The 24,984-nt window shown below is 68.7% G+C and carries 21 protein-coding genes; 10 read left to right on the forward strand and 11 right to left on the reverse strand.

The genetic code is table 11. The features are described 5' to 3' along the window. Positions 1 to 22: 22 nt before the first annotated feature. Genes Q9R39_RS04260 through Q9R39_RS04270 form a run of 3 tightly spaced genes read left to right on the forward strand, consistent with a single transcriptional unit; the run spans position 23 to position 3,032 of the window. Entirely contained in the window at positions 23 to 1,066 is a 1,044-nt protein-coding gene (locus Q9R39_RS04260; RefSeq protein WP_068971134.1) for an iron ABC transporter permease, read from the forward strand. Next, on the forward strand, positions 1,063 to 2,196 hold the full coding sequence (locus tag Q9R39_RS04265; protein WP_311277130.1) for an iron ABC transporter permease: 1,134 nt from the start codon (positions 1,063 to 1,065) through the stop codon (positions 2,194 to 2,196). Before Q9R39_RS04260 ends, Q9R39_RS04265 begins: the two co-directional genes overlap by 4 nt. After that, positions 2,193 to 3,032, forward strand: a complete 840-nt coding sequence (locus Q9R39_RS04270) for an ABC transporter ATP-binding protein (RefSeq protein ID WP_065629583.1) — start codon at positions 2,193 to 2,195, stop codon at positions 3,030 to 3,032. The genes Q9R39_RS04265 and Q9R39_RS04270 overlap by 4 nt, the downstream gene beginning before the upstream one ends. Positions 3,033 to 3,351: 319 nt before the next feature. Here Q9R39_RS04270 and Q9R39_RS04275 read toward each other — a convergent pair whose 3' ends face one another. Next, the gene (locus Q9R39_RS04275; protein ID WP_311277131.1) at positions 3,352 to 4,680 is read right to left on the reverse strand and encodes a ClC family H(+)/Cl(-) exchange transporter; all 1,329 of its coding nucleotides are present in this window, start codon (positions 4,678 to 4,680) and stop codon (positions 3,352 to 3,354) included. A gap of 26 nt (positions 4,681 to 4,706) precedes the next feature. Further along, entirely contained in the window at positions 4,707 to 5,744 is a 1,038-nt protein-coding gene (locus Q9R39_RS04280; protein ID WP_311277132.1) for an AsnC family transcriptional regulator, read from the reverse strand. Positions 5,745 to 5,888: 144 nt separating this feature from the next. On the opposite strand from Q9R39_RS04280, the gene Q9R39_RS04285 reads away from it, so the two are divergent. Next, positions 5,889 to 7,454 carry an MFS transporter gene (locus Q9R39_RS04285; protein ID WP_311277133.1) on the forward strand — a complete coding sequence of 522 codons (1,566 nt, stop codon included), beginning with the start codon at positions 5,889 to 5,891 and terminating at the stop codon, positions 7,452 to 7,454. A 16-nt stretch (positions 7,455 to 7,470) separates the two neighbouring features. Here the strand turns inward: Q9R39_RS04285 and Q9R39_RS04290 are convergent, their stop codons facing one another. Further along, on the reverse strand, positions 7,471 to 8,385 hold the full coding sequence (locus Q9R39_RS04290) for a helix-turn-helix domain-containing protein (RefSeq protein ID WP_311277134.1): 915 nt from the start codon (positions 8,383 to 8,385) through the stop codon (positions 7,471 to 7,473). Between the two features lie 113 nt (positions 8,386 to 8,498). Here Q9R39_RS04290 and Q9R39_RS04295 point away from each other — a divergent pair, with 113 nt between their 5' ends. From Q9R39_RS04295 to Q9R39_RS04305, 3 genes are read left to right on the forward strand one after another with little or no spacing between them, the layout of a single operon-like run. Next, entirely contained in the window at positions 8,499 to 10,214 is a 1,716-nt protein-coding gene (locus Q9R39_RS04295) for a thiamine pyrophosphate-binding protein (protein ID WP_311277135.1), read from the forward strand. Positions 10,215 to 10,246: 32 nt separating this feature from the next. Beyond that, positions 10,247 to 11,038, forward strand: coding sequence for an SDR family oxidoreductase (locus Q9R39_RS04300; RefSeq protein ID WP_311277136.1), 792 nt, complete (start codon positions 10,247 to 10,249; stop codon positions 11,036 to 11,038). After that, a complete protein-coding gene (locus Q9R39_RS04305; RefSeq protein ID WP_078112659.1) occupies positions 11,035 to 12,579 on the forward strand; it encodes a long-chain-fatty-acid--CoA ligase in 1,545 nt (514 codons plus the stop codon). Before Q9R39_RS04300 ends, Q9R39_RS04305 begins: the two co-directional genes overlap by 4 nt. 22 nt (positions 12,580 to 12,601) lie before the next feature. On the opposite strand, the gene Q9R39_RS04310 is transcribed toward Q9R39_RS04305, so the two are convergent. The 6 genes from Q9R39_RS04310 to Q9R39_RS04335 form a co-directional block, all read right to left on the reverse strand. Further along, positions 12,602 to 13,483 carry an LLM class flavin-dependent oxidoreductase gene (locus Q9R39_RS04310; RefSeq protein WP_311277137.1) on the reverse strand — a complete coding sequence of 294 codons (882 nt, stop codon included), beginning with the start codon at positions 13,481 to 13,483 and terminating at the stop codon, positions 12,602 to 12,604. A gap of 108 nt (positions 13,484 to 13,591) precedes the next feature. Then, positions 13,592 to 14,875 (reverse strand): fatty acid desaturase, encoded by a 1,284-nt coding sequence (locus Q9R39_RS04315; RefSeq protein ID WP_311277138.1) that lies wholly within the window; start codon positions 14,873 to 14,875, stop codon positions 13,592 to 13,594. 8 nt (positions 14,876 to 14,883) lie between these two features. Further along, complete coding sequence (locus Q9R39_RS04320; RefSeq protein WP_058249872.1) at positions 14,884 to 15,996, reverse strand: ferredoxin reductase; 1,113 nt, start codon at positions 15,994 to 15,996, stop codon at positions 14,884 to 14,886. 142 nt (positions 15,997 to 16,138) lie between these two features. Further along, the gene (locus Q9R39_RS04325; RefSeq protein WP_068970718.1) at positions 16,139 to 16,618 is read right to left on the reverse strand and encodes a DUF456 domain-containing protein; all 480 of its coding nucleotides are present in this window, start codon (positions 16,616 to 16,618) and stop codon (positions 16,139 to 16,141) included. A gap of 15 nt (positions 16,619 to 16,633) precedes the next feature. Next, positions 16,634 to 18,316, reverse strand: a complete 1,683-nt coding sequence (gene purT, locus Q9R39_RS04330; RefSeq protein WP_058249870.1) for a formate-dependent phosphoribosylglycinamide formyltransferase — start codon at positions 18,314 to 18,316, stop codon at positions 16,634 to 16,636. Between the two features lie 79 nt (positions 18,317 to 18,395). Beyond that, positions 18,396 to 18,752, reverse strand: a complete 357-nt coding sequence (locus Q9R39_RS04335) for a UBP-type zinc finger domain-containing protein (protein WP_311277139.1) — start codon at positions 18,750 to 18,752, stop codon at positions 18,396 to 18,398. A 43-nt stretch (positions 18,753 to 18,795) separates the two neighbouring features. Between Q9R39_RS04335 and Q9R39_RS04340 the strand changes: the two genes are divergently transcribed. Both Q9R39_RS04340 and Q9R39_RS04345 read left to right on the forward strand, forming a co-directional pair. Next, positions 18,796 to 20,388: a Na+/H+ antiporter gene (locus Q9R39_RS04340; protein ID WP_078112661.1), complete on the forward strand. Its 1,593-nt coding sequence runs from the start codon at positions 18,796 to 18,798 to the stop codon at positions 20,386 to 20,388. 277 nt (positions 20,389 to 20,665) lie between these two features. Next, positions 20,666 to 21,064, forward strand: coding sequence for a hypothetical protein (locus tag Q9R39_RS04345; RefSeq protein ID WP_205333900.1), 399 nt, complete (start codon positions 20,666 to 20,668; stop codon positions 21,062 to 21,064). Between the two features lie 9 nt (positions 21,065 to 21,073). On the opposite strand, the gene Q9R39_RS04350 is transcribed toward Q9R39_RS04345, so the two are convergent. Next, a complete protein-coding gene (locus tag Q9R39_RS04350) occupies positions 21,074 to 22,627 on the reverse strand; it encodes an adenylate/guanylate cyclase domain-containing protein (RefSeq protein ID WP_311277140.1) in 1,554 nt (517 codons plus the stop codon). Positions 22,628 to 22,956: 329 nt separating this feature from the next. Continuing rightward, a complete protein-coding gene (locus Q9R39_RS04355; RefSeq protein ID WP_078112663.1) occupies positions 22,957 to 24,243 on the reverse strand; it encodes an adenylosuccinate synthase in 1,287 nt (428 codons plus the stop codon). A gap of 81 nt (positions 24,244 to 24,324) precedes the next feature. On the opposite strand from Q9R39_RS04355, the gene Q9R39_RS04360 reads away from it, so the two are divergent. Then, entirely contained in the window at positions 24,325 to 24,981 is a 657-nt protein-coding gene (locus Q9R39_RS04360; RefSeq protein ID WP_078112664.1) for a hypothetical protein, read from the forward strand. Positions 24,982 to 24,984 lie beyond the last annotated feature (3 nt).

Consider the following 24,984-nt stretch of genomic DNA (forward strand, 5'->3'; position numbering starts at 1 on the left):
AAGGTTGGTAAGGTTTACCTTCGTGCGCCGATCCCTCCGACTTTTCGGAATCCCGCTGCTCCTGGCGGTCCTCGCAGCGCTGGTCGTCGCGTCGGTTCTCTTCGGCACCCGACCGGTCCCGCTCGACGAGATCTGGCCCAGCTTCACCGCTGGTGTCGAAGAGATCTGGAACGCGCTGATCAACCTACGGATGCCGCAGGTGCCCAAGGATTCCGATGTCGACGGCATCGTGTGGGATCTGCGCGTGCCGCGCACTCTGCTCGGCCTCGCCGCCGGACTCGCGATCGGCGCGGCCGGTGCCATCACCCAGGGCCACACCCGCAACCCGATCGCCGATCCCGGCATGCTCGGCGTCAACGCGGGTGCCGCCTGCGCGGTCGTCGGCGGCATCTACCTGCTGGGCATCACCAGTCCGATCGCGTTCATGTTCTTCGGTCTCGTCGGAGCGATCATCGCCGCCACCGTGGTGTTCGGACTGTCGTCGCTGAGCGGCTCGAGCCCACTGACCCTGGTCCTCGCCGGCACCGGCCTGACCGCGATGCTGACCGCCATCACGTCCGCGATCGTGCTCGTCGACACCAATTCGCTGGACCAGTGGCGCTTCTGGAGCGTCGGCTCCACCGCGGGTCGGGGCATCGACGTGTTCTGGGCGAGCCTGCCGTTCATCACGGTGGGCCTCGTCCTCGCGCTGGCGAGCGGCTTCTTCCTGAACGTCCTGAGCCTGGGCGACGACATGACCAAGGCCCTCGGTTCCCGTGTCGTGCTCATCCGCGCCCTCGGCGTCCTGACCATCACGCTGCTCATCGGCGCGGCGACCGCGGCGTGCGGGCCGATCGTGTTCCTGGGCCTGGTCGTACCGCATATCGCCCGCGCCTTCGTAGGCGCCGACTATCGGTGGATCATCCCGTATTCCGCTCTGCTGGGCGCCATCCTGCTCGTCGGATGCGACATCCTCGGCCGGATCGTCGCCCGTCCGGGCGAAGTGCAGGTCGGCGTCATGCTGGCACTGGTGGGCGCACCCTTCCTCATCGTCATGGTCCGCCGACAGAGATTGGGGACCGTGTGAATCCGCCGACCTCCATCAAGACCGACATCACGTCCGGAACCACGACGAAGGGCCGGATCGCACCGCACCCCGGCGGTTATCGGATCGCCGTCGAACCGCTGTCGATGGTGGTGCGACCACGGATGCTCACCGTCGCGGTCGTGTCCACGGCCGTCACGGTCGTCCTGTTCCTCACGAGCGTCGGTGTCAGCGACTTCCCGCTGACCCCCGTCGACGTCGCCCGCATCCTGCTCGGCGGCGGCACCCGCGTCGAGAACGTGGTGGTCTTCGACGTCGCGCTGCCCCGAGCGCTGGTCGCCCTGCTCGTGGGATTCGGTCTGGGCCTTGCGGGTTCGATTACCCAGCTGATCGCCCAGAATCCCCTGGCCACACCGGACATGCTCGGCATCACCGCCGGCGCGAGCGTGGCGGCGGTGACCGCCATCGCGTTCTCGACCACCAGCTGGGGTGCCTGGCTGGGCGATCTCGGCGTCCCGGCGGCGGCGATGATCGGCGGGTTGCTCACCGCGGTCGCGATGTACGTCCTCGCCTGGCCGGGTCGCAAGGCCAACAGCGGCATCAACCCGTTCCGGCTCGTGCTGATCGGCGTCGGGATGACGTGGTTGCTGCAGGCGCTGACCCAGTTCCTCCTCTCGCGCGCCGACATCCGGGATGTGGCTCGTGCGCAGGTGTGGATCGTCGGGTCGGTGTCCAACGTCGGCTGGTCCAACGTGTGGCCGGTCGCCGCCGGTGTCGTCGCGAGCATCATCGTTGTGGTCGTCCTGGCCCGCCAGATCGGGATGCTCAGCCTCGGACCCGATCTCGCCCGCGGACTCGGAGTCCGGACCGGCGCGGTGTCGACGACGCTGCTCCTGACCGCGGTCCTGGTGAGCGCGCTGAGCGTGTCCGCGGCCGGGCCCATCGCCTTCGTCGCGCTGCTGGCCCCACAGATCGCGCTGCGGCTGGCCGGTACCGCCGTGCCCACGCCGCTCGTGTCCGGTGTCATCGGTGCGTCGTTGGTACTGGGCGGCGACCTGATGGTGCGTACGGTTCTGCCGGGCGGCCTGCCGGTCGGCATCGTCACCGCGGCGATCGGCGGCCCGTTCCTGATCTACCTGATGATCGTCATGTCCCGAAAGGCGAGCGTATGACCGCGTCATCCCTCGAATCCCCCGCCACCACCGCCCGATTGCGGGGCGTCGGACTGACCGTCGGCTACGACGAACGGATCGTCATCGACGGTCTCGACATCGACATCCCCGATGGTCAGGTCACGACGATCATCGGTTCCAACGGATGTGGCAAGTCGACACTGTTGCGTTGTCTCGCAAGGCTGTTGCCACCCCGGGCCGGTGCGGTCTACCTCGACGGCGACGACATCTCCTCGGTCCGGCCCAAACAGGTCGCCCGCACCCTGGCGATCCTGCCGCAGAATCCCATCGCGCCCGAAGGGCTCACCGTCGCCGATCTGGTCGGGCGGGGACGTCATCCGCATCAGCGCTGGTTCGCGCAGGCCAGCGCGGCCGACGAGGCGGCAGTGGCACTGGCGATGGAGATGACCGACACCCTCGACCTCGCCGACCGCACCCTCGACGCCCTGTCCGGCGGTCAGCGGCAACGGGTCTGGATCGCGCTGACGCTCGCGCAAGACACCGACCTCATCCTGCTCGACGAACCCACCACCTACCTCGACCTCGCGCACTCCATCGACGTCCTCGACCTGGTCCGCCGGCTCCGCGACGAGCACGGCAAGACCGTCGTCATGGTGCTGCACGACCTCAATCTGGCCGCGCGCTACAGCGATTCGCTGTTCGTCATGCGCAACGGAGCCATCGTCACCACCGGCTCGCCCACCGAGGTCATCGACGCCGAGACCCTCGACGCGGCGTTCGGCCTCCGGGCGCACGTCATGACCGATCCGATCACCGGTGGCCCGCTCATCGTGCCGCTGGACTCCCGGACCCGCGCCACCCCCACCGCTCCCTGATCCGAAAGCGCGGCCCCTGCTCCCTGCTCCCTGCTCCCTGCTCCCTGCTCCCTGCTCCCTGCTCCCTGCTCCCTGCTCCCTGCTCCCTGCTCCCTGAGGTGCGAGCGAAGCGAGCCACGAAGGGCTTCGCAACGTGTCTCACCAGGCCCTTCGTGGCTCGTCGACCTCGACGCGCTCCTTCGTCGCGTGCTCGGCCCGGCGGCTAACGCTCCTCGCACCTCAGGGGGCAATGGTTATGTCGTTCTTTCGAATTAGGGACCAGTGAGTGTGTGGCTCTTCCGGATTAGGGAGTACGGGCGGCAGCTCGCAAGCTCGCTCCTCAGGGAGCGGAGGGAGGCTCTTCTCGCCCAGTCGGTTTCGCGAGCATCCGCTCGCGAAGAGAGTCGTAGACCGGCGGCGACCCGGACAGGTGGGCGACGAGCACCGCGGCGGCGGTCGCGGCCAGCATGGGGAGGGCGACCGTGGTCGTCGCGGTCATCTCCATCACGACGACCATCCCGGTGAGCGGGGCCCGGACGACCGCGCCGAACAGCGCCGCCATCCCGGCGAGGATCATCGCGCCCCGGAATCCCGACGCACCTGAATCCGGTTGTTGCACAATGATGTCGGCGACCTCGGCGAAGGCGGCACCCCACAGGGCGCCGAGCGCGAGCAGCGGCGCGAACAGGCCACCCGGCGTGCCCGCGGCATAGGAGAGCGGACCCGCGACGAACCGGATGAGGAAGAGCGCGACGAGTGCGGGGAGTACGACACCGCCGTCGACGACCGCCTGGGTGAGGCCGTCCCCGCCGCCCGCGGTGCGAGCGTCGAGGGCGAGAAGCGCACCGATCGCCGCGCCGATGAGGGCGGCGCGTCCGATCGGCGGTATCCGCGAGAACCGGCCGACCCAGCCGAGGGTGCCGAGAACCATTCGGCTGTAGGCGATCCCGATGACGCCGGACACGAGCCCGAAGATCACGAAGACGGGCAGCACCGTCACCGACGGGACGTCGAGGGCGGGGACGTCGAACTCCGGGCGGTCGCCGAGGATGACCCGTCCGGCGGCGACGGCGGCCACCACGGCGAACACCGTGGGCACCACGAGGCGCAAGCGGACCGAGCGGCCGACCTCCTCGAGTGCGAAGAGCGCGCCGCCGATCGGAGCCGTGAACGCCACTGCCAGTCCGGCCCCGCTGAGTGACGTCTGCATCACCCGGACGTCGGCGTCGTCGAGACCGCCGCGCCGGCCGGTCTCCGCACCGACGACCGAACCCATGTGCACTGTCGGGCCTTCGCGGCCCAGCACGAGTCCGGAACCGATCGCGGTGAGCGCGCCGAAGAACTTGGCCGGGATGAGGCTCAGGGGCGCCGGTGACGCCTCCCCGCGCTCGACGGCCTCCACGTGTTGGATCCCGCTTCCCGCCGCGGTCGGCACCAGCCGGACGGCGAGCGCGCCGAGCGCCGCACCGGTCGCGGTGACCGCGATCGGGATGAGCCACCCGGGGACACCGAGTCCCGCCGACCAGTCGAGCATCTCGACCCGCCAGCGGTCCAGGTGGTTCAGGCACCAGCGGAAGGCGCCGCCCAGCACACCGGTCACGAGCCCCGCCACGACGGCCAGCACGCACAATCGCACCAGGCCCCGATCGGCAGGCTGAGGCGAGGTCACACGTGGACGCTACCCCGCGTCGGGCATCACACCGGCTGAATCAAACGCCCCTGCACCACAAGCGAGGCGTTCTGCTTCAGCCGGCGCATCCGGATGCTGACCGAGTACCCGGTGACGCCGCCGATCGCGGCGACCCGGGTGCGCAGATAGTCGTGGAAATGCGCGGTGTCCCGGCAGATCACCGACACCATGAGGTTCCACTCGCCGCTGATCGCCGCCGCGAACGCCACCTCGTCGTGAGCCGCAAGTTCGGTGCCCACCTGATCGAGAGCCGAGGGGGTCACCGTCAACCACAGCGTGGCGCTCAGGTCGAAGCCGAGCCGGTCGGGGAGGATCTCGACGTCGTAGAAGAGCGCACCCCCGCGCTCGAGCGTGCGCAGCCGGCGGCGCACTCGTCCGACCGTCCATCCGCAGATCCGGGCCAGTTCGCGGTGCGCTCGCCGACCGTCCTGGGTCAGCGCGTCGATCAGCACGGCATCGTCGGCCGTCAACCGCGCGCCACCCGCCGGGGCATCCGACGACGGATCGTCCTGCTCGGGGTCCTCCGGCATGTCGTCGACCACAGCAGCCGCAGCGGAAGCGAGGAGGTCGCGGTCCCGATCAGAGAGGTGGCCACCGAATCCGGTCCACCTCGACGCGGGGTGACCGGGATCGAAGGCGTGCAGGACGAGATCGATGCGGACGTCGGTCACCGAGGCTCGGGCGGGGAACGTCTTGGCGATGGCCTCCTCACCGGCCACGCCGAGCGGCGCCCGGATGAGACAGATGATCTCCGCACCACCGGACGCGACATACGCGAAGGCGACATCACGTCGGCGGGCGAGCGAGGACGCGAGCGGTTCCATCCGGTCCGGACGGCACCGCACCCGCGCCACCCACTCCGACTGGCCGCGGACGGATGGCTTGATGATCCCGACGACCTTCATCACGCCGGCCCGCCGCATCGCCTGGTAGCGGCGCGCCGCGGTCTGCTCCGAGATCCCGGCCACCTCACCCAGCTGGCGGAACGTCGCACGCGGCGACATCTGCAGCGCACGGAGGATCGTGCCGTCGATGTCGTCCATGGTGGAGGAAGTGTATCGCCGCGCGACCCACAGTGCCGTATCGATACCGGCACTCGGGATCTGTGCGTGGTTTCGTCGACGCGGACCAGACAATGAACTCCTGCGCCGTTCGGCGACCCTCATCGACCTGCGAAAGCGAGCGCGTTGACCGCGACCATCTCCCCCGTTCCCACCGGCGTACCGACTCCCCCGGCACGTCGGACGGCCACCGTCGTGATGGCCTGCCTCGGCGTCTTCGTCGCCTACCTGCCCATCACGAGCGTCGCCGTCACCCTGCCGGCGATCGGCAGCGCCTTCGGCGCCTCGACCGCCCAGTTGTCCTGGGTACAAGACGCGTTTGTCCTGCCGATGGCCGCATTCATCCTCACCGCCGGAGTGTTCGGCGACGTGCACGGCCGTCGCAAGGTCTATCTGGTGGGCCTCTGCCTCACGGCGTCGGGCGCGTTGGTGGCCCTGTGTGCGCAATCGATCAGCATGGTGTGGATCGGACAGGCGCTCGCCGGAACGGGCGCGGCCGCCCTCCTGCCCACGACCCTGGCACTGATCAGTCACGCGGTCCCCGACTTCCGGGAACGGGGCAAGTTCATCGGCATCTGGGCGTCGGCGCTCATGCTCTCGCTGACCGTCGGGCCGCTGGTCGCGGGTCCGGTCGCCGAGTCCGCCGGCTGGCGATGGATCTACCTGCTGCCGATCCCGATCGCCCTCATCGCGCTGGCGGTGGCCGCGACGATGCTCCCGGAATCCCGCGCACCCCATGCCCGTCGCCTCGACTGGTCCGGCCAGATCTCGGCCGCGATCGCCGTCACGGCACTCGTCTTCGGCGTCATCGAGGCGGGCGTCTACGGCTTCGGCGACCCCCGCGTCGTCGTCGCGCTGCTGGCCGCCGCGGTCGCCGCAGTCGGGTTCGTCGTCATCGAAAAGCGTTCGGCGAGTCCGATGCTCGACCTCGACCTGTTCCGGAGCCGCGCCTTCACCGCCACCACCCTGGTCGCGATGATCGCCTTCCTGGCTCTGATCGGGTTCATCTTCGTGCTGAGCATGTATTTCGGGCTGGTTCAGCAACTCGGCACCGTCGAGGCCGGTTGGCGGCTGGCCCTCATGAACGGCGCCTCGATGCTGGTCGGCGGGCTCGCCGGCAAGATGATGCATCGGATTCACGCCCGGTTCCTGATCGGCGGCGGACTCCTGATGGTCGCCTGCGCCCAGTTCGCGCTGCTGACCCTCGACGCCCACACCTCCTTCGCCGCCATCTCGTGGCGTCTGGTCGTGCTCGGGCTCGGAATGGGACTGGTGATGGCGCCGATGACCGCGACCGCGGTGTCGGCCGTGCCCTACCACCTGTCGGGGATGGCCGCGGCCGGGAACAACGCCTTTCGTCAGGTCGGCGGCGCGCTCGGCCCGGCCGTGCTCGGCGCCCTCTTGACCGCCGGTGCGGTGAACTCGTTGCCGCAGAAGCTGATCGATGCCGGTGTCGCCGAGCCGGTACGTGACCGGGTGATCGGCGCGGGCGACACCGAGGGCCTGGCTGCCGCGAGCGGCCTGAACCTCGGCGCCGACGCCCCGGCCGTGATGAACGCCGTCGGCGACGCCTTCCTCGACGGAATGCGTCTGTGCCTCACGTTCTCCGGCGTGCTCACCGCGGCCGCTGCGATCCTCGCACTCGTGATGCTGCGCCCCGGGCGGGCCGTCGAGGAGCAGCCGACGGGTTGAGCACCCGCACGATGACCTAGGGCCGGCCGGGCGTGGCCCCGCCGAGCGCTTCGGTGACGGCCGCCGCGGCGGCCCGCACCCGGCCACCGAGTTCGATGACATCGCGCCCGCGCATCGTCGTCCGTGCATCGACGACCGCGACGATAACCGCGGGCACCCCGCCGGGTGCGAAGGCGACCGCGTTGACGGAGATGGGCCGGTAGTCGGCGGCCGGGTCGATCTCCCCGACCACGACGTCGGTGGACAGACGACGCTGCGCCTCGCGCAGCGCGGAGACCGCACGCTGACCCGCGACACCCGTTCCGCGCAACCCCGCGACGGTTGCCGACAGCGACTGCTCTCGCTGGTCGGCGCACTCCACCGCGTACCCGCGGGCGCGGATCACCTCCAGCATCGGCCGGTACAGTTCGCGCAGTTCGGAATGGTCGATCCCGACGTGGTCCGCCCCGAGGAGCAGCCACTCGTCGAGCCGGTCGGGCGGGTACCACGCGGCCAGCCCCGCACCCAGCGGCGGCGCGATCTCCAGGGTGTCACCCAGGCGCAGGCCCAGCGTGCCGCGACGACCGGTCACGGGTTGCACGATCTCCCCTATCGCCAGGTCGGCCCCGGTGGGGACGAAAGCGATTGCGGCCATGTCACTGTCGTCGGCCAGATCGCGCATCAGCGGACGGGCGACCTCGACAGGAGCCATCGCCCGCGACGCCGCATCCCCGATCGGGACCACCGCGGGGCCCAACCGATAGCCCTTGCTGACGGGATCGCGGAGCAGCCACCCGGCTTCGGTGAGCGCGATGACCATCGGATAGCAGGTGGGCTTGGAGACCCCGAGGTGGCGCGCGATGTCGGCCAGACTCCGTGCCGTCGTCGGCTGATCGGTCAGCAACTGCATCAGCATGACGATGCGTTCGGTCTGTGGGGAGGAGCGAGCCATGCTCGCAATCGTGCCATCGACCAGAGTGTTTGCATAATGCGACCCTGGCGTCGCACTGTGATGCCAGTTACTCTCGGCCGCACACGTTGGACAGCTCTCGAAAGGTCCCCACAATGGCAACTGTCAACGGCGGTCAACTACTTGCCCGCGCGCTCGCCCAGGCCGGCACCACCGAGGTGTTCACCCTCCACGGCGGACACCTCGACGCGTTCCTGATCGCCTGTGCGGGTGAGGGGATCAGGCTCACCGACACCCGGCACGAGGCCAGCGCAGGCCATGCCGCCGATGCGTACGCACGCGTCACCGGCGGCTTCGGCGTCTGCGTGGTCACCTCCGGACCCGGGTTCACCAACGTCTACACCGCCCTGGCCAACGCCTATCTGGACCGCTCACCGACGCTGTTCGTCGTGGGCGCCCCGCCGCTGCGTGAGACCGAGACCAATCCGCTGCAGGGCGGTTTCGATCAGATCGCCGCGGCCGATCCGGTCACGAAGTGGGCATACCGGATCACCGACGCCGCCCGGGTCCCCGAGATCGTGGCGCTCGCGATCCGCAAGGCCACCAGCGGCGTGCCCGGTCCGGTCCTGCTCGAGCTGCCCATCGACGTCATGTTCGGCGAGGCCGACGACGACCAGGTGCGCTTCCCCACCAACTATCGGGTACCGACCCGGTCCGGGGCGGATCCCGACGCCGTCACCCTCGCGCTCGACCTGCTCCACACCGCATCGAATCCCGCGATCGTGATCGGCGGCGGCATCACCTTCTCGCGTGCCGAAGAAGCGCTCGTGACCTTCGCCGAGACCGTCGGCGTACCCGTCTTCTACCCGGGCAAGGCCGACGGCGCCATCCCGGCCGACCATCCGCTCGCCGGTGGCGGACTCCTGTCGATGGGCACCATCCCGGCTCTCGGAGCACCGACACCCGACGTCGTCCTCATGGCGGGCACGCGGGCAGGGATGTTCACCGGCGGCCGCGCCAGCATGTTCCCCGGCGCCAAGATCATTCAGATCGACATCGACGCCGCCGAGATCGGCCGGATCTACGACGTCGAGGTTCCCATCGTCGCCGACTGCCGCGCCGCGCTCGAACAACTCGCGGCCGAAGCCGCCGGACGAACCTGGCCGGACTGGTCCGAGTGGGCGGCTACGGTCAAGGCCGCCAAGGGCGCTCACGCCGCCGGTTTCCCCGACGCGGCCACCGACACCGGAAAGATGCACCCCTACTTCGCCGCCAAGGCCATCGTCGAAGCATGCCCGCCGGACACCATCTTCGTGCTCGACGGCGCCGAGGCCCCGTCCTGGGCGGAGTTCTTCGTCGCCGTCGGCCGTCCGGGAAGCGTCCTGCGGCTGGGCTACCTCGGGTGCCTGGGTGTCGGGCCGGGATTCGCGATCGGAGCGGCCCGCGCCCGACCAGGCGCACCCGTCGTGCTGATCACCGGGGACGGCGCGGCCGGCTTCCACCCGCAGGAGTTCGACACCATGGCCCGTCATCACCTGCCGGTGACCACGGTCGTCTTCAACAACGCCGTCTGGGGCATGTCGATCCACGGACAAGAGGCCGTCTTCGGGCCCCGAGGCGTGGTCGTGTCCGAGCTGGCCGACAGCGACTACGAGAAGATCGCCGAGGCCTTCGGCGGTATCGGCATGCGCGTCAAGCACATCGACGATCTCGCTCCGGCCGTCGACAAGGCACTCGGCGCCGGTGTCCCCGCCTGCATCAACGCCGAGATCGAACCCGGCATCGTCCATCCGATCACGACCATGATGCTCGGCGACGTGACGAGCACCGACGAGATCGTCGTCCCCTATTACGAGAACCTGCCCCGGTGACCACCGACCACACCCATCGAGAGGGAAAGACCATGGCAGACCAACGCGTCGCAGGCAAGATCGCCGTCGTCATCGGCGGCGGCTCGGGCATCGGCGAAGCCGCGGCCCGTACCCTGGCCGCTCACGGTGCCACGGTGGCCGTGGCCGACGTGAATCGCGAAGCCGCCGAATCGGTTGCGCGAGAAATCGGGGGCGGTGCGCGGGCTCACTGGGTCGACGTGACCGACGAGGCATCGATCGCCGCACTCCTCACCGCTGTCTCCGACGACCTCGGCGGCGTGGACACTGTGGTGAACTGTGCGGGGCTGAACGTCCCCGGCTTCATCGTCGACCTCGACGCACAGCAGTGGCACACGACCATCGAGCTGTGCCTCACCGGCTCGTTCCTGGTGACCAAGCACGCGGGACGAACGCTGAACGACGGCGGATCACTCATCGGCATCGCCTCTCTCAATGCCCGCCAGCCGGCAGCCGGCTTCGCGGGCTACTGCGCGGCCAAGGCGGGCATGGTGATGCTCGCCGAGGTCGCCGCACTCGAGCTGGCCCCCCGCGGGATCAGGGTCAACTCGATCGCGCCGGGACTCGTGGACACCCCGCTGGTGCAGACGCTCACCTCGATCCCGGCCATCCAGGACGACTTCACCGCGAACACCCCACTGGGGCGCAACGGCCGACCGGAGGAGATCGCCGACGCGGTGCTCTATCTCGCCTCCGACGACTCGCGGTGGGTCACCGGGGAGACGATCAACATCAACGGCGGGGCGCACCTGCGCCGGTACCCCGATGTGATGCGCCACCTCGCCGACCTGTCGGCCGCCGAATGACGGCGCCGGCCGAGTACCGTCTCGCCGAGCAGACCCGGCTTCAGGCCCGCCGGCGGGGAAGCGCACCGGCGTTGTCCGGAGCCGGGATTCACCTCACCTACGAACAGCTCGACGACCGCACCAGTCGCCTGGCGAACGTGCTGCGTGACCGCGGTATCCGAGGCGGCGATCGGATCGCCGTGTTGGGAAAGAGTTCTCCGGAGATCATCGAGACGGTACTCGCCGCCGCGAAGATCGGCGCGGTCACCGTGCCGCTGAACTGGCGGCTCTCGGTCCGCGAGCTCGGCGAGGTCGTCGACGACGCGCAGGCACGTCTGATCGTGTGCCACCGCGACTTTCTCGATGCGGTGACGGAGATCCGTTCCGGTGCAGACGCTCTCGGCGAACCGATCGCGTTCGGTGATCCACGACCATCGCTCTCCTACGAACAGTTGCTGGCCGCGTCGTCCCCGAATGATCCGGGCCACGTCGGCGACGCCGACGACGTGGTCCTCCAGCTCTACACCTCGGGTACCACCGGCCGGGCCAAGGGCGTGCTCACCTCCAACACCAACCTGGGCGCCTGCACGCAGGCCGGCGGGCCGTGGGGTTTCGACGACTCGTCGGTCAGCCTCTGCGCCATGCCTCTCTTCCACATCGGCGGGCTGGGCTGGGCGTTGGTGGGGCTCGCCAACGGTGCACACAACGTGGTCATCGCCGACTTCACCCCGGAGTCCCTCTTGGACACCCTTGTCCGCGAACGCATCACGAATGTCTTCCTCGTACCGACCGTCATCGGCATGCTCGTGGACGTACCGGGCGCCGACCAAGCCGATGTCGGGGCCTTGCGGTCGATCGCCTACGGGTCCGCGCCGATCACCCCCGCACTCCTGCGACGGACGCTGCGTACCTTCGGTACGCCGCTGTTCCAGGTGTACGGACTCACCGAAACCCACGGCGCGGTCACCCAACTCGACGCCGCGGACCACGGCACCGACCCCGAGCGCGCGCACCTGCTCCGCTCCGTCGGCCGCCCTTACCCCTGGGTGGAGCTGTCCATCAGGACCGCATCGGGCACCGAGGCACCGAGCGGCGAGCAGGGCGAGATCTGCGTCCGGACACCACAGGCGACCCGCGGCTACCACCGGCGCGACGCCGAGACCGCGGTGACCATCGATGCCGACGGCTGGCTGCACACCGGCGACATCGGCCGAGTCGACGCCGAGGGCTACGTGTACGTCACCGACCGGCTCAAGGACATGGTCATCACCGGCGGCGAGAACGTCTATCCCACCGAGGTCGAGGCGGTTCTCGGCGACCACCCTGACGTCGCACAGGTCGCGGTGGTCGGGCTGCCGCACGACACGTGGGGCGAAGAGGTGACGGCGTTCGTCGTGGCCACCCCGGGGCACGAACCCACCGGGGCCGATCTCCGCGCGTTCGCCCGGACCCGGTTGGCGGGCTACAAGGTCCCGAAGACCGTGCACGTCGTGACGGCCCTCCCGCTCGGGGCGACCGGAAAGATCCTCAAACGGGCTCTGCGGGAGCAGTTCGCATCCTAGGTCCGCCCGGCTCCCCGATCCGTCAGGAGAACGCCGCCGCCACGTCCGCCGCGCGCCGGAGCTGACCGGGGTCCGAACTCGTCGGGATGAGTTGCACCTCGTCGGTACCGATGTCGGCAAACCGCCGCAGGACCTCGGCGAGCTCGGCCTCGGTGCCCGCCCACCCGGTGGTGGGTGCGATCGCGTCGACGAACTCCGACGGGATCCAGTTCATGTAGTGATGCAGGTGCCGGGTCACCTGCGCTCGGGGACCGTCGCCCTCACCGATCGCGAACCAGAACGACGTCGCGAGATGCGGTGCCGCCCGACCGGCATCCGCCCATGCCGACCGGGCGATATCGAAGAGCTCGTTCTGCTTGCCGGCATCGAGATCGAGGGTGACCCCGGCGATTCCGTCCGCCCAATCGACCGCGCTACGAATCGTCTTCGGCCCGGTGGTCCCGACATGCAGTACCGGACCGCCCTTCCGGTGCGGCGGCGGACCGACCGGCAGGACCGACTCGGTGAGTTTCTCCCCGGCCCACACCCGTTTCATCGTCTCGGCCCGGTCGGCGAGTTGACGCATGGTCTGCGTGGACGGGTCCGCGCCGACGGCCCGGTAATCCTCGTGCCGCCCGCCGACCCCGAGTGCCACGGTGAGGCGTCCTCCCGACAGCATGTCGCCGGTCGCCAACGACTTGGCGAGCATCACCGGGTCGTGCAGCTGCGGCACGACGACCGTCATCACGAGCGGCACCCGTCGCGTCCACGCCGCCAGCGCGCCGAGGAAGGTCAGGCATTCCGGATTGTCGAACGCGATACGTTCACCCCAGCACAGCGAGCTGAACGGACCGTCGTCGATGGTGGTGGCCCACGAGTGGAGCATCTCGGCGTCGAGATCCGGCTCCATCACAGGCATGGTCATCCCGATGCGCACGTGCGTCATTCTGACACGGGCACACCACGCCCGGGCGCGATTCGCAGATGTCGCGCATCGTCGCGGGATACGCAACGATGCGCGACATCTGTTGTGTCAGTGCTGGTTCCGTCCCGGACTCCCGGACGCAGCCCGCCCCACATGCGCCGACCGCACCGGGGAATTCTTGAGTTCACGCAACGCCGTCCGCAGACCCCGTCGCTTCCCGGTCGCCGGGTCGACGCCGAAGTGGTCACTCATGCCCTCGCGGATCGCGAAGCGCAGCTCCGACGCCGTCTCCGGCGCGTCATCCGACGTCGCCTTCAACAACGAGTTCGGCAGTGCCAGCTTCGCGATGGTCCGGAACGACTGGGCATATTGACCCAGGAGGGTCCCCGTCGTGTACGGCAGGTCGTATTTGTCACACAACTCGCGGACACGCACACCGATTTCCTCGTACCTGCTGCTCGGCAGGTCGGGGAACAGGTGGTGTTCGATCTGATGACTGAGGTTCCCGCTCATGAACCGCATCAGCGGTCCGGCCTTGAAGTTGGCCGATCCCAACATCTGACGCAGATACCAGCGCGGTTGGTCCTCGTTCTCGAACTCGTCGACCGTGAACTTCTCGGCTCCGTCGGGGAAGTGACCACAGAAGATCACCATGTACGCCCAGTAGTTCCGGATGATGTTCGACGTGAAGTTCGCGGTGAGCGTCGTCTTCCAGTTCGGACCCGCCAGAGCCGGGAAGATCAGATAGTCCTTGGCCGCCTGTTTGCCGACCTTGGTGCCGATCACCCGGAGATCCTTGGCCGCCTGACGGTAGGTCTTCTCTTTGTTGCGCAGCTTCTCCGTCTCCAGATGGTGCAGCGCCACACCGTATTCGAAGAACGTGCCGAGCGTCAGGTTGTAGATCGGGTTACCGACGTTCCACCACTCCCAGGGCTGGTCCCGGGTGACGCGCAGGATTCCGTAGCCCACGTCGTCGTCCATCCCGACGACGTTCGTGTACTTGTGATGGACGAAGTTGTGCGAGTGCTTCCACTGCACGCTCGGGCAGGTGGTGTCCCACTCCCACGACGACGAGTGGACCTCCGGATCGTTCATCCAGTCCCACTGGCCGTGCATCACGTTGTGGCCCAGTTCCATGTTTTCTATGATCTTGGCGAGCGAGAGCATCGCGGTCCCGGCAGCCCAGGCGACCTTCTTGTCGCTGAACATCAGGGCGAGCCGGCCACCGGCAGCGAGGCTGCGCTGCAGGGTGATGGCCCGGCGGATGTACTTGGCGTCGGCCTCGCCCCGCGACTCCTCGATGTCACGACGGATGGCGTCCAACTCGGCGCCGAGGGTTTCGACGTCGCTCTCGGTGAGATGTGCGTATTGATCGATGTCGGTGATGGCCATGAAGCCTCCTACAGATCTAGGGTGCATTCACCAGACACGGCGCTGATGCATGTCTGGATTCGTTCTCCTTCGCGACGTTCCTCGCCGGTGCGCAGGTCACGCACGTAACCCCCGGCGAGCGGCACGACGCAGGTCTGGCAGATACCCATCCGGCAGCCGAACGCCATCTGGATTCCCAGGTTCTCCCCTGCTTCGAGAAGTGTTGTGGCGCCGTCGATCTCGGCTTCCTTGTCCGAGATCGCGAACTTCACGGTGCCGCCCTCGCCACCGTGGTCGGTGCGCGCGATGGCGAACCGCTCCACGTGGAGACGTTCACGCAGGCCGCCGTCCTCGTAGTGCGACTCCATCGCGTCGAGCAGCGCGACCGGTCCGCAGGCCCAGCATTCGCGTTCACGCCAATCCGGCGCCCACTCGTCCATCCGCGAGACGTCGAACTTGCCCATCTCCTTGGTCAGCTGGAGATTCAGATCGTAATCATCGGCCTCGTCGGCGAGCGTCTCCATCTCGTCGAGGAAGATCACGTCGTCGCGGGTGGGCGCGGAGTGGATGTGCACGATGTCGGGTGTCTGACCGTGCGAACTCAGCTGCCGCAGCATCGCCATGACGGGAGTGATCCCGCTGCCCGCGGTCACGAACAGGATCTTGCCCGGAACCGGCTCGGGCAGGTGGAAGTCGCCCTTGGGCGACTGCAGCCGGATGATCGTCCCGGGGCTGACGCCGTCGACGAGATGCGACGACAGGAATCCGTCGGGGTTCGCCTTGACCGTGATCGCGATGGTCTTGTCCTCGTTGGCGCCGAACGACGTCAACGAGTACGACCGCCAGTGCCACTTGCCCTCGATCTGCAGACCGATCCCGACGTACTGGCCCGGTTTGTACGACTCGGGGAACCCCCAGCCCGTCCGGATGGTGACTGTGGCGGTGTCGTCGGTCTCCTTGGTCACGTCGAGCACCTTGCCGCGGAGCTCGCGCGCGCTCCACAGCGGATTGATCAGGTGCAGATAGTCGTCGGGCAGCAACGGGGTGGTCGCTCGGGCCACCAGACCCCGGATGATGTTGACCTCCGGCTTCCGGGCCTCGACCCCGGCCGCCGGCCGCTTGCTCCACTTCAACAGGTTCACTCAGACTCCTCCCCTAGAAATCCCCACGGCTGGAGTTACTGACCGGTATTACCCTTCGGTGCACGACTGTACACATCAATCGGTGACCGCGATCACAGGATTTGATACTGGCAGGTCACGGCCGGCGCCGCGACCCGTTCGGTCACCAGGTGAAGGCGCCGCCGGTCCAGATGCCCGTCGCGATCAGCGCGAAGAGGAGTTCGATGCCGATCGTCTTCACCGCCGCCTTCAGCGCCGAGAACGCGCCCCGCCACGCGCCGTCGAAGCTGCGCGTGCGAACGAGTTCCGATGCCAGCGCGCCCACGATGAAGCCGAGCAGCAGGCCGATGACGGGGACGACGAAGAAGCCGACGATGCCGACCAGGCCCCCGACCACGATCGTGCGGTTCGGGATCGCGTCCGCGCGCAGCGACCGGCCCGCGATCAGGTACTTGAGCACCTCGCCGACGCCGATGACGACGAGGGCCAGAGCGAATACCGACCAGGCCCAGCCACCCACGACGAGGGCCCAGACGAACAGTGCGCCGACGATGAGCAAGGTGCCGGGCAGGATCGGCACGACGATGCCCACCAGGCCCACCAAGATCACCGCTGCGACCAGCAGCTCACCCCAGAACGGCACCCGGACCTCGTCCGATCACTCGCCGGGCTTCGACGACGCACCGGGGCGCGCGTCGGCGGGCCGGTCGTCGGTCTTGACCATCGAGGTCATCGCCGGGGCCTGATCGTGCGGGGCCTTTTCGTGCGGGGCCGGCCGTGGCGGCGGGCCCGACGGACGCGGCGGGGTCCCCGACGGGGGTATCGGCGCGGGCGGTACCGGGCGCGGACCCCCGGCCGGCCGCGGTACGGGTGGCCGGGGCCCGGGCGGCGGTCCCGGACGACCGGGCGGCGGTCCCAGCGGCGCACCCGGTGGTTTCAGTACACCGGGAGGCGGACCCACGGGTCCGCGCGGCGGGCCGACCGGGCCGGGCGGTGGCCCGGGGCGTCGCGGAGGCGCCGGGGGCGGGGTCGGCGGAAGGTTAGTGGCCTTGCGAACGGCCGGGCGGCCCGGCACGGGTGTGACGAGCGACGCGGCGCGGACGGCACGCTCACGCGCGACCGGCACGTCGTCGGCTGTCGCGGTGACCACGCCCATGCGCCGGCGGTGGAAGCTCTCGGGCTTGCCGAACAGTCGGATGTCGGTCTCGGGTACGGCAAGTGCGGCGGCGACGTTCTCGAAACCGATCGCCGGCTCGTCGAGTTGCCCGTAGATGACGGCCGAGGCACCCGGGGACGCGAGCGTGACGTCGACCGGGAGACCGAGGATCGCGCGGGCATGCATCTCGAACTCGGACAGTCGCTGGGTCGCCATCGTGACGAGGCCGGTGTCATGGGGCCGCGGGCTGACCTCGGAGAAGTAGACATCGTCGCCCTTGACGAAGAGTTCGACGCCGAAAACGCCGCGCCCGGCCAGCTTTCCGTCACCGAGCGCGGTGGCGATGCGCGCCGCGATCGAGGTCGCCGAGGCGTGCGCGTCGGTGCTCATCTCATGGGGCTGCCAGCTCTCCACGTAGTCGCCGTTGATCTGTCGGTGACCGATGGGCGCACAGAAGTGGGACGTGAGCCGGCCGGTGGCCGGATCGATCGCACGAACCGTGAGAAGGGTGATCTCGTAATCGAATTCGACGAAGCCCTCGACGATGACGCGACTGCCCTGCACCCGACCACCAGTGTTCGCGGTCTCCCAGGCCGAGGCCAGCTCCTCGGGGCCCCGCACGACCGACTGTCCCTTGCCCGACGACGACATGACGGGCTTGATCACACACGGGAACCCGACCTGGCGGGCCGCGACGGTGACCTCCTCTAGAGTGTCGGCGAAGAGATACGGCGATGTCGGCAGCCCGAGTTCCTCGTCGGCGAGACGTCGGATTCCCTCGCGGTTCATGGTGGCGACGACAGCGCTCGCGGTGGGGATGACCTCGGCGATACCGCGTTCGGCGACGTCGACGAGGGCCTCGGTGGCGATCGCCTCGATCTCGGGCACCACGTACGCGGGACGATGTTTGTCGATGACCGCGTGCAGGGCGGCGGGGTCGGTCATGTCGATGACCTCGGCATGGTGGGCGACCTGGTGGCCGGGCGCGTCGGCGTAGCGATCGACGGCGACGACCTCGACGCCGAGGCGCTGGAACGCGATCACGACCTCTTTGCCGAGTTCACCTGCCCCGAGGACCATCACCTTGGTCGCGGTCGGACTCAGCGGCGTGCCGATGACGTCCGGCGGCCCGGTCGTCGGCGCCGGCTGGGCTGCGCTGGGCGCACTCTCGCTGTTCGACGTCATCCTCAAATCCTACTTGCCGCCAGCACAGATCCCGGCGCACTCCTCCACCTCGTCGAACACACCAAGGACCGTCGGGTGATCATCCCGTCACCTCGTGCACGAAGCACCAGCGCCACACCTCGTCCGGTTCGGCCGAACGCATGACCGGGTGCCCGGTCTCGTGGAAGTGACCGGTCGCGTGTCGTCGCGGGCTCGAATCGCAACAACCGATGTGCCCGCACGTCAGGCACTTCCGCAGATGTGCCCAGTGGGTCTCGCCGATCGCGACACAGTCCTGGCAACTGCGGTCGTCGCCCGATGCCGGCGCCGGGTCGGCGGCCGGCGCGGCGTCGAACGACTCCAGTTCGACGCAGCGCGCCGTGCTCGAGGCGTCGGAACCGGACCCCGGCGGCCCGGGCGCGGCCGCGGACGATGACTTCCGCCGAAAGATCTTCATGCCCGACATTATCCATCGGGCCGGCGCGATTAGAGTCGCTCGAATGGGCGCATCGCTACTGCTGGTCGCGGTCATCGCCGTGGCGGTCGCCGCGTTGTGTCGTCGCTATGGCTGGTCCTCGCCGCTGGTGCTGGTCACCGTCGGTCTCGGGATCGCATGGATTCCCGAGTTGCCCTCGGTGGCCCTGGAACCCGAGCTCGTGCTCTTCCTCATCCTGCCGCCGCTGCTGTACTCGGCCGCGCAGGAGAGTTCCTATCAGGCGTTCCGCGCCAACTGGCGTGCAATCGGATTCCTGGCGGTCGGCCTACCGCTGGTGACGACCCTGGTGGTCGGATACGTCGCATACCTCGTCGTCCCCAATCTCCCGCTCGCCGCGGCACTGGTCCTCGGCGCGGTCGTCGCGCCGCCGGACGCGGTGTCGGCGCAGGCGATCGGCCGCCGGCTCGGTCTGCCGCGCCGGATGATGACGCTGCTCGGCGGCGAGAGCCTGCTCAACGACGCGACGGCCCTCACCGCGTTCCGGATCGCGCTCGCCGCGGCGGTGGGGGCCACCGCGACGGTCGGCGAAGGCGTCCTGACGTTCGCGGTGGCCGCCCTCGGCGGCCTGGTCGTGGGCCTCCTCGTCGGGGTGGTCGTGTCCTGGGTGCGTGTCTGGCTCACCGACCCGCCGATGGAGACAGCGATCGGCATCATCGTCCCGTTCAGCACGTACTACGCGGCCGAGGAACTGCACGGTTCGGGTGTCATCGCGGTGGTCACCGCCGGTCTCTACCTCGGCCACCGGTCGGTGCGGCTGGGCTATGCGACGCGCCTGCAGGACGAGGCGGTGCGCAAGTCGATCGACACCATCCTCGAGTCGTTCGTCTTCTTGCTCATCGGGCTCCAGCTGCCCATGCTCATCGAGGGTGTCGAGAACGAGTCGTGGACGCAGATCGCCATCGACGCCGCGGCGGTCCTGGCGGCGACGATCCTCGTGCGCATCGTCTGGGTCTACCCGGCGACCTATCTGCCCCGACTGCTCTCGCGACGGATCCGCGACCGCGAGCCGCCGCCGAGTCCGGCGTCGGTGTTCGTCGTCTCCTGGGCCGGTATGCGTGGCGTGGTGTCACTGGCCGCCGCGTTCGCCATCCCCGTCTACACCGAGACGAATGAACCGTTCCCCGCCCGCGCCGAGATCCTGTTCCTGACATTCGTGGTCGTGGTGGGGACGTTGCTGATCCAGGGCACCACCCTGCCCTGGGTCATCCGCTTCCTCGGAGTGAGCGGCGACGAGCGCGCCCAGGACCGGCTGGCGTATGCGGCCGCGCAGGACCGTGCGTCCCGGGAATCCGAACGGCGCCTCGACGATTACGCCACCGAACTGTCCGACGACGATCCGCGCCGGCTCCAGGTGGCGATGCTGCGCAAGTGGATCACCACGCAGCGCAATGTGGCCTGGGAGGAACTCGGCCGGGGTCCCGAGGATCTCGGCGAGAGTCCGACGTCCGCCGGGGCACGACTCCGGACGGAGATCCTGCAGATCCAGCGCGCGGTCTTCATCGCCGAACGCGACGCCGGACGCATCGACGACGAGGTGCTGCGAATCGCGTTGCGCCGGCTCGACTTCGCCGAGGGGCAGGGCGACCGGGATCCCTAGCTCCCTGAGGAGCCCGGAGCTTGCAGGCGACACCCCCCTCGCTCCCTGAGGAGCCCGGAGCTTGCGGGCGACACCCCCCTCGCTCCCTGAGGAGCCCGGAGCTTGCGGGCGACACCCCCGTCGCTCCCTGAGGAGCCCGGAGCTTGCGGGCGACACCCCCCTCGCTCCCTGAGGAGCCCGGAGCTTGCGGAGCGCGTCTCGAAGGGTCCCCCATCCGAACGAACCCGGGGAGTTCTGCCCATTCCCACTCGACAAGCCCTGTCCTACCTTCGCTCTCATGAACACGACCATCACCCGCCTGGCCACTGCCGGCGCTTCCCTCGTCCTCACCGCCGGCGCGCTCGCCGTCGGCACCTCGACCGCGGTCGCCGCGCCCTCGGCACCGTCCTGCGATCCCGGACAGCGGACCGTCACCTCCGTCGTCACCGCCCGGTCGGCGGCGTCGATCTGTCAGTGGCGCGCCGACGGCACCCTCGAGTACCGGGGTGTCGCGCGTTCGAGTGGGAACACCCTGTGCATCCCGGTGTCCGAGGTGCACGTGCAGGAGAACGGCAGCGGCCGTCACTACTACGTCGCCTACAACAACGGGTACAAGTACTCGGTCTTCGACGGACTGGGCCTCAGCATCGTCGGCCCGGACGGGCGGCTGATCAGCTCCGAAGACGCGATCGGCTGAGCGAGGCCCTCACTCGTCGTCGACGAATGCGGCGAACACGGTCGTCTCCTCGGTCCGGCCGCGCAGCGAGGTGGTCTCCTGTTCCTCCCACCACTCGGCCTCGTCCCGCTGCGCGGCCTTGACCGCGCGTCCGGAGGCCAACGGCCGCCGCGGATCCCGTTTGGCCAGTTCCGACAGGCGGGCACTCTCGTTGACCGGGTCGCCGATGACGGTGTACTCGAATCTCTCGATGGCACCGACGTTCCCGGCGACCACGGCCCCGTGGCTGACCCCGATACCGGCCGACAGGTCGGGCACCTCCTCGGCCAGGCCGCGGGCGATGTCGCGCGCGGCGGCGAGCGCGCTGCCCGCGGCGTCGTCGAGATCGATGGGTGCGCCGAAGATGGCGAGCACCGCGTCGCCCTCGAATTTGTTCACCAAGCCGTCGTGTTCCTCGACCGCCCGCACGATGACCGCGAAGAACTTGTTGAGGATCTCGACCACCTCGGTCGGGCGTCGTTGCGCGGCAAGCGTCGTCGAACCGATGACGTCGACGAAGAGCGTGGCGGCGAGACGTTCGGTCCCGCCGAGTTCCGGGTTCGACGACATGGCCGCCTCGGCGACTTCGTGGCCCACGTGCCGTCCGAACAGGTCCCGTATCCGTTCTCGCTCACGCAGTCCCGCGACCATCGAGTTGAAACCCACCTGCAGGTCGCCGAGTTCGGTGCCGTCGTAGACGACGAGGTCGGCGTTGTCGAGGTCACCGTCGCTGACTCGGTTCATCCCGGCGCGCACGCTGCGGATGGGGCCGGTGACGCTCATGCTCGACAGCAGCGTCAGCAGCAGGCCGGTGAAGAGTGCGGTGACCCCGAGGACCGTGGCACCGACGAACAGGTCGAGCTTGGAGGTCTCGTCCCGCGCGAGCCCGAACGCCAGCACCAGCAGGATGCCGATGATCGGGGTCGCCGAACCCACCATCCACGAGACGACCGAGCGCGCCCGCACACCGGTACGTTTGCGCCGGCGGTGGCCGGCCGAGATCAGTTCCGCCGCAACGGGACGCAGGGTGAAGTCGATGAACAGATATGAGATCGCCACCACCACAACACCACTGAGGCTCACCACGAAGATGGTCTTGGGGATCAGCTGTGGGTCGACGATCCCGTACATGATCGTGAGCATGATGGCGGCGATGCCCCACAGGAATCCCTGCACCAGCGACAGTCGCCACGGCAGCCGCATGGTCCGCCGGGCGTCGCGTTTCGTCGGGGTGACATCGCGGATCGCCCACCGCAGATCACGGACGCCGACATAGGTGCCCCACCCGATCCCGACCACGAACGCCGCGGTGATGTAGACGGGCACCACGATGAAGTTGACCCACCACAGTTCGGCGGTGAAGATGGTCGGCTGCGGGATGCCGACCGCGGTGAGCGCGACCGCGACGATCGCCCCGAACAGGTTGGCCACCACGATCGACGCGGTCAGCAGGGTCTGGATACGGATCCGCTGTTTGACCGAGCTCTCGCCGACGGAGCCGAGCAGGATGGACCCGTAGTCGCGACTCCCCCGCTTGGCACGCATGGGCACTAGCTAATCACGAGCAGACCGCGAATCCGCGACGAGCTCGCCGAGCGGAGCATCACCCCGCCCCAACCCTGCTCCCTAATCCGAAAAAGCGACCCCATTGCTCCCTGAGGTGTGAGGAGCGCAAGCAACTGCCCGCCGCCCCACTGGCCCCTGAGGTGCGAGGAGCGCAAGCGACGAGCCACGAAGGGCCTGGTGAGACACGTTGCGAGCCCTTCGTGGCTCGCTTCGCTCGCACCTCAGGGAGCATGAAATCAGACGCTCACGGGTGTTCTTTCGTAGACCCTCGACGGCCGCCAAGCCGCCGAAACCCCAGGAGCGAAGGGTCAGACGATCTCGCGCCGCACGATCGTCTGGTCCCGTCCCGGACCGACACCCACGCACGAGATGTGCGCACCCGAGAGCTCCTCGAGCCGCAGGATGTAGTTCTGCGCGTTCTGGGGCAGTTCGTCGAAGGTCTTGCACTGGGAGATGTCCTCCCACCAGCCGGGCATCTCCTCGTAGATCGGCTTCGCGTGGTGGAAGCCGGTCTGGGTCATCGGCATCTCCTCGACGCGCTCACCGTCGACCTCGTAGGCCACGCAGATCGGCACGGTGTCGAGGCTGGAGAGGACGTCGAGCTTGGTGAGGAAGTAGTCGGTGATGCCGTTGACGCGGGTCGCGTAGCGGGCGATCACGGCGTCGAACCAGCCGCAGCGGCGAGCGCGACCGGTGGTGACACCCACCTCGCCGCCGGTCTTGGCGAGGTAGGCGCCCCACTCGTCGAAGAGTTCGGTGGGGAACGGCCCGGAGCCCACGCGCGTGGTGTAGGCCTTCAGGATGCCCAGGACGGTGGTGATCTTGTTGGGTCCGATGCCGGCGCCGACCGCGGCGCCACCGGCGGTCGGATTCGACGACGTCACATACGGATAGGTGCCGTGGTCGACATCGAGCAGGGTGCCCTGGGAGCCCTCGAGCAGCACCGTCTCGCCGTTCTCCAGGGCCTGGTTGAGCAGCAGCCGGGTGTCGGCGATGCGGTGCCTGAATCCTTCGGCCTGCCCGAGGACCTCGTCGACGACCTGCGCCGGGTCGAGGGCCTTGCGGTTGTAGATCTTGACCAGGATCTGGTTCTTCAGCTCGAGCGCCGCCTCGACCTTCTGGGTGAGGATCTTCTCGTCGAGGACGTCGGCGACGCGCACGCCGACGCGGGCGATCTTGTCCTGGTAGCAAGGACCGATGCCGCGGCCCGTGGTCCCGATCTTCTTGTTGCCCAGGAAACGCTCGGTGACCTTGTCGATCGCGACGTGGTACGGCATGAGCAGATGCGCGTCGGCGGAGATCAGCAGGCCGGAGGTGTCGACGTCGCGGTCCTCGAGGCCACCGAGCTCGGTGAGCAGCACGCCGGGGTCGACGACCACGCCGTTGCCGATGACGTTCTGCACGCCGGGCGTCAGGATGCCGGACGGGATGAGGTGCAGCGCGAAGGATTCCCCGGTGGGGAGTACGACGGTGTGCCCGGCGTTGTTGCCACCTTGGTAGCGGACAACCCAGTTGATCCGGCCTCCGAGGAGGTCGGTCGCTTTGCCTTTGCCCTCGTCACCCCACTGGGCTCCGATAAGCACGATCGCGGCCATGTCCGGTACTCCTTTGTGTGGCGCGCTTGGGACCAAACCTGACCAACACTACTGGGTCGGCGCGCTCGATACGCTATCCGCGTGCCGTTTGCCCTTCTGAGCCAGACCAGCCGCGCCGACGACAAGAAGGCCGTCCGCGCCGCGGTCGCCGACGCCCTCACCGATCCCGACGTCACCCGACTCGTCGTCGAGCCGCGCGTCGCGGAGCGCTTCGCACCGACCGTGGCGCACGAGAACGACATCTTCCTGTCCCAGGTGCTGGCCGCATTGATGGTCACCGAACGACTCGACGTCGAGATCGCATACGTCTCCGCCGAGGCCACACCCGCGACGCGTCGCTACCGGTTGCCGCACGGACCCGCGGCCCGCGAGCTCGCCGAACACGGCACGGCGGTCGCGGTGCCGCTCATCCGCGACGACGCCGCGACCGTCATCATCGGCAGCGCGCGTCACCTGGGCGCCGAGGGCGCGAAGCTGCACGGTGAGACCTACGTCGACAACGAGCGCCTCTTCGACGGCGAGGTGCGTTCGATCCTCATCGAACCGACCCTGACCGCACCCGGCCTCCGCGCGCAGGTGGAGCGGATGTTGTTGCCGGGCAAGTGGTTCACCGGGCGCGCGTGTCAGACGGGCGGGACCAACGTCGTCGTCGAGCGCGAGGGCGTCGTGAACCCGCGCGTGCTCAAGCGCTCGACGTTCTACCGCCACGTCACCGATCTCCTGCTGGTGCGCCCCTGATCC

Source organism: Gordonia sp. AC31 (genome assembly GCF_031844505.1).
In the GTDB taxonomy this organism is placed as follows: domain Bacteria; phylum Actinomycetota; class Actinomycetes; order Mycobacteriales; family Mycobacteriaceae; genus Gordonia; species Gordonia hongkongensis.

What these genes read in the sequence shown, in the direction of transcription:
- Q9R39_RS04270 (WP_065629583.1), top strand. Translation starts at nt 2,193, where the DNA reads ATGACCGCGTCATCCCTCGAATCCCCCGCCACCACCGCCCGATTGCGG.
- Q9R39_RS04300 (WP_311277136.1), top strand. Translation starts at nt 10,247, where the DNA reads ATGGCAGACCAACGCGTCGCAGGCAAGATCGCCGTCGTCATCGGCGGC.
- Q9R39_RS04335 (WP_311277139.1), bottom strand. Translation starts at nt 18,752, where the DNA reads ATGAAGATCTTTCGGCGGAAGTCATCGTCCGCGGCCGCGCCCGGGCCG.
- Q9R39_RS04305 (WP_078112659.1), top strand. Translation starts at nt 11,035, where the DNA reads ATGACGGCGCCGGCCGAGTACCGTCTCGCCGAGCAGACCCGGCTTCAG.
- Q9R39_RS04340 (WP_078112661.1), top strand. Translation starts at nt 18,796, where the DNA reads ATGGGCGCATCGCTACTGCTGGTCGCGGTCATCGCCGTGGCGGTCGCC.
- Q9R39_RS04295 (WP_311277135.1), top strand. Translation starts at nt 8,499, where the DNA reads ATGGCAACTGTCAACGGCGGTCAACTACTTGCCCGCGCGCTCGCCCAG.
- Q9R39_RS04350 (WP_311277140.1), bottom strand. Translation starts at nt 22,627, where the DNA reads ATGCGTGCCAAGCGGGGGAGTCGCGACTACGGGTCCATCCTGCTCGGC.
- Q9R39_RS04290 (WP_311277134.1), bottom strand. Translation starts at nt 8,385, where the DNA reads ATGGCTCGCTCCTCCCCACAGACCGAACGCATCGTCATGCTGATGCAG.
- purT (WP_058249870.1), bottom strand. Translation starts at nt 18,316, where the DNA reads ATGACGTCGAACAGCGAGAGTGCGCCCAGCGCAGCCCAGCCGGCGCCG.
- Q9R39_RS04315 (WP_311277138.1), bottom strand. Translation starts at nt 14,875, where the DNA reads ATGGCCATCACCGACATCGATCAATACGCACATCTCACCGAGAGCGAC.
- Q9R39_RS04345 (WP_205333900.1), top strand. Translation starts at nt 20,666, where the DNA reads ATGAACACGACCATCACCCGCCTGGCCACTGCCGGCGCTTCCCTCGTC.
- Q9R39_RS04310 (WP_311277137.1), bottom strand. Translation starts at nt 13,483, where the DNA reads ATGACCATGCCTGTGATGGAGCCGGATCTCGACGCCGAGATGCTCCAC.
- Q9R39_RS04280 (WP_311277132.1), bottom strand. Translation starts at nt 5,744, where the DNA reads ATGGACGACATCGACGGCACGATCCTCCGTGCGCTGCAGATGTCGCCG.
- Q9R39_RS04355 (WP_078112663.1), bottom strand. Translation starts at nt 24,243, where the DNA reads ATGGCCGCGATCGTGCTTATCGGAGCCCAGTGGGGTGACGAGGGCAAA.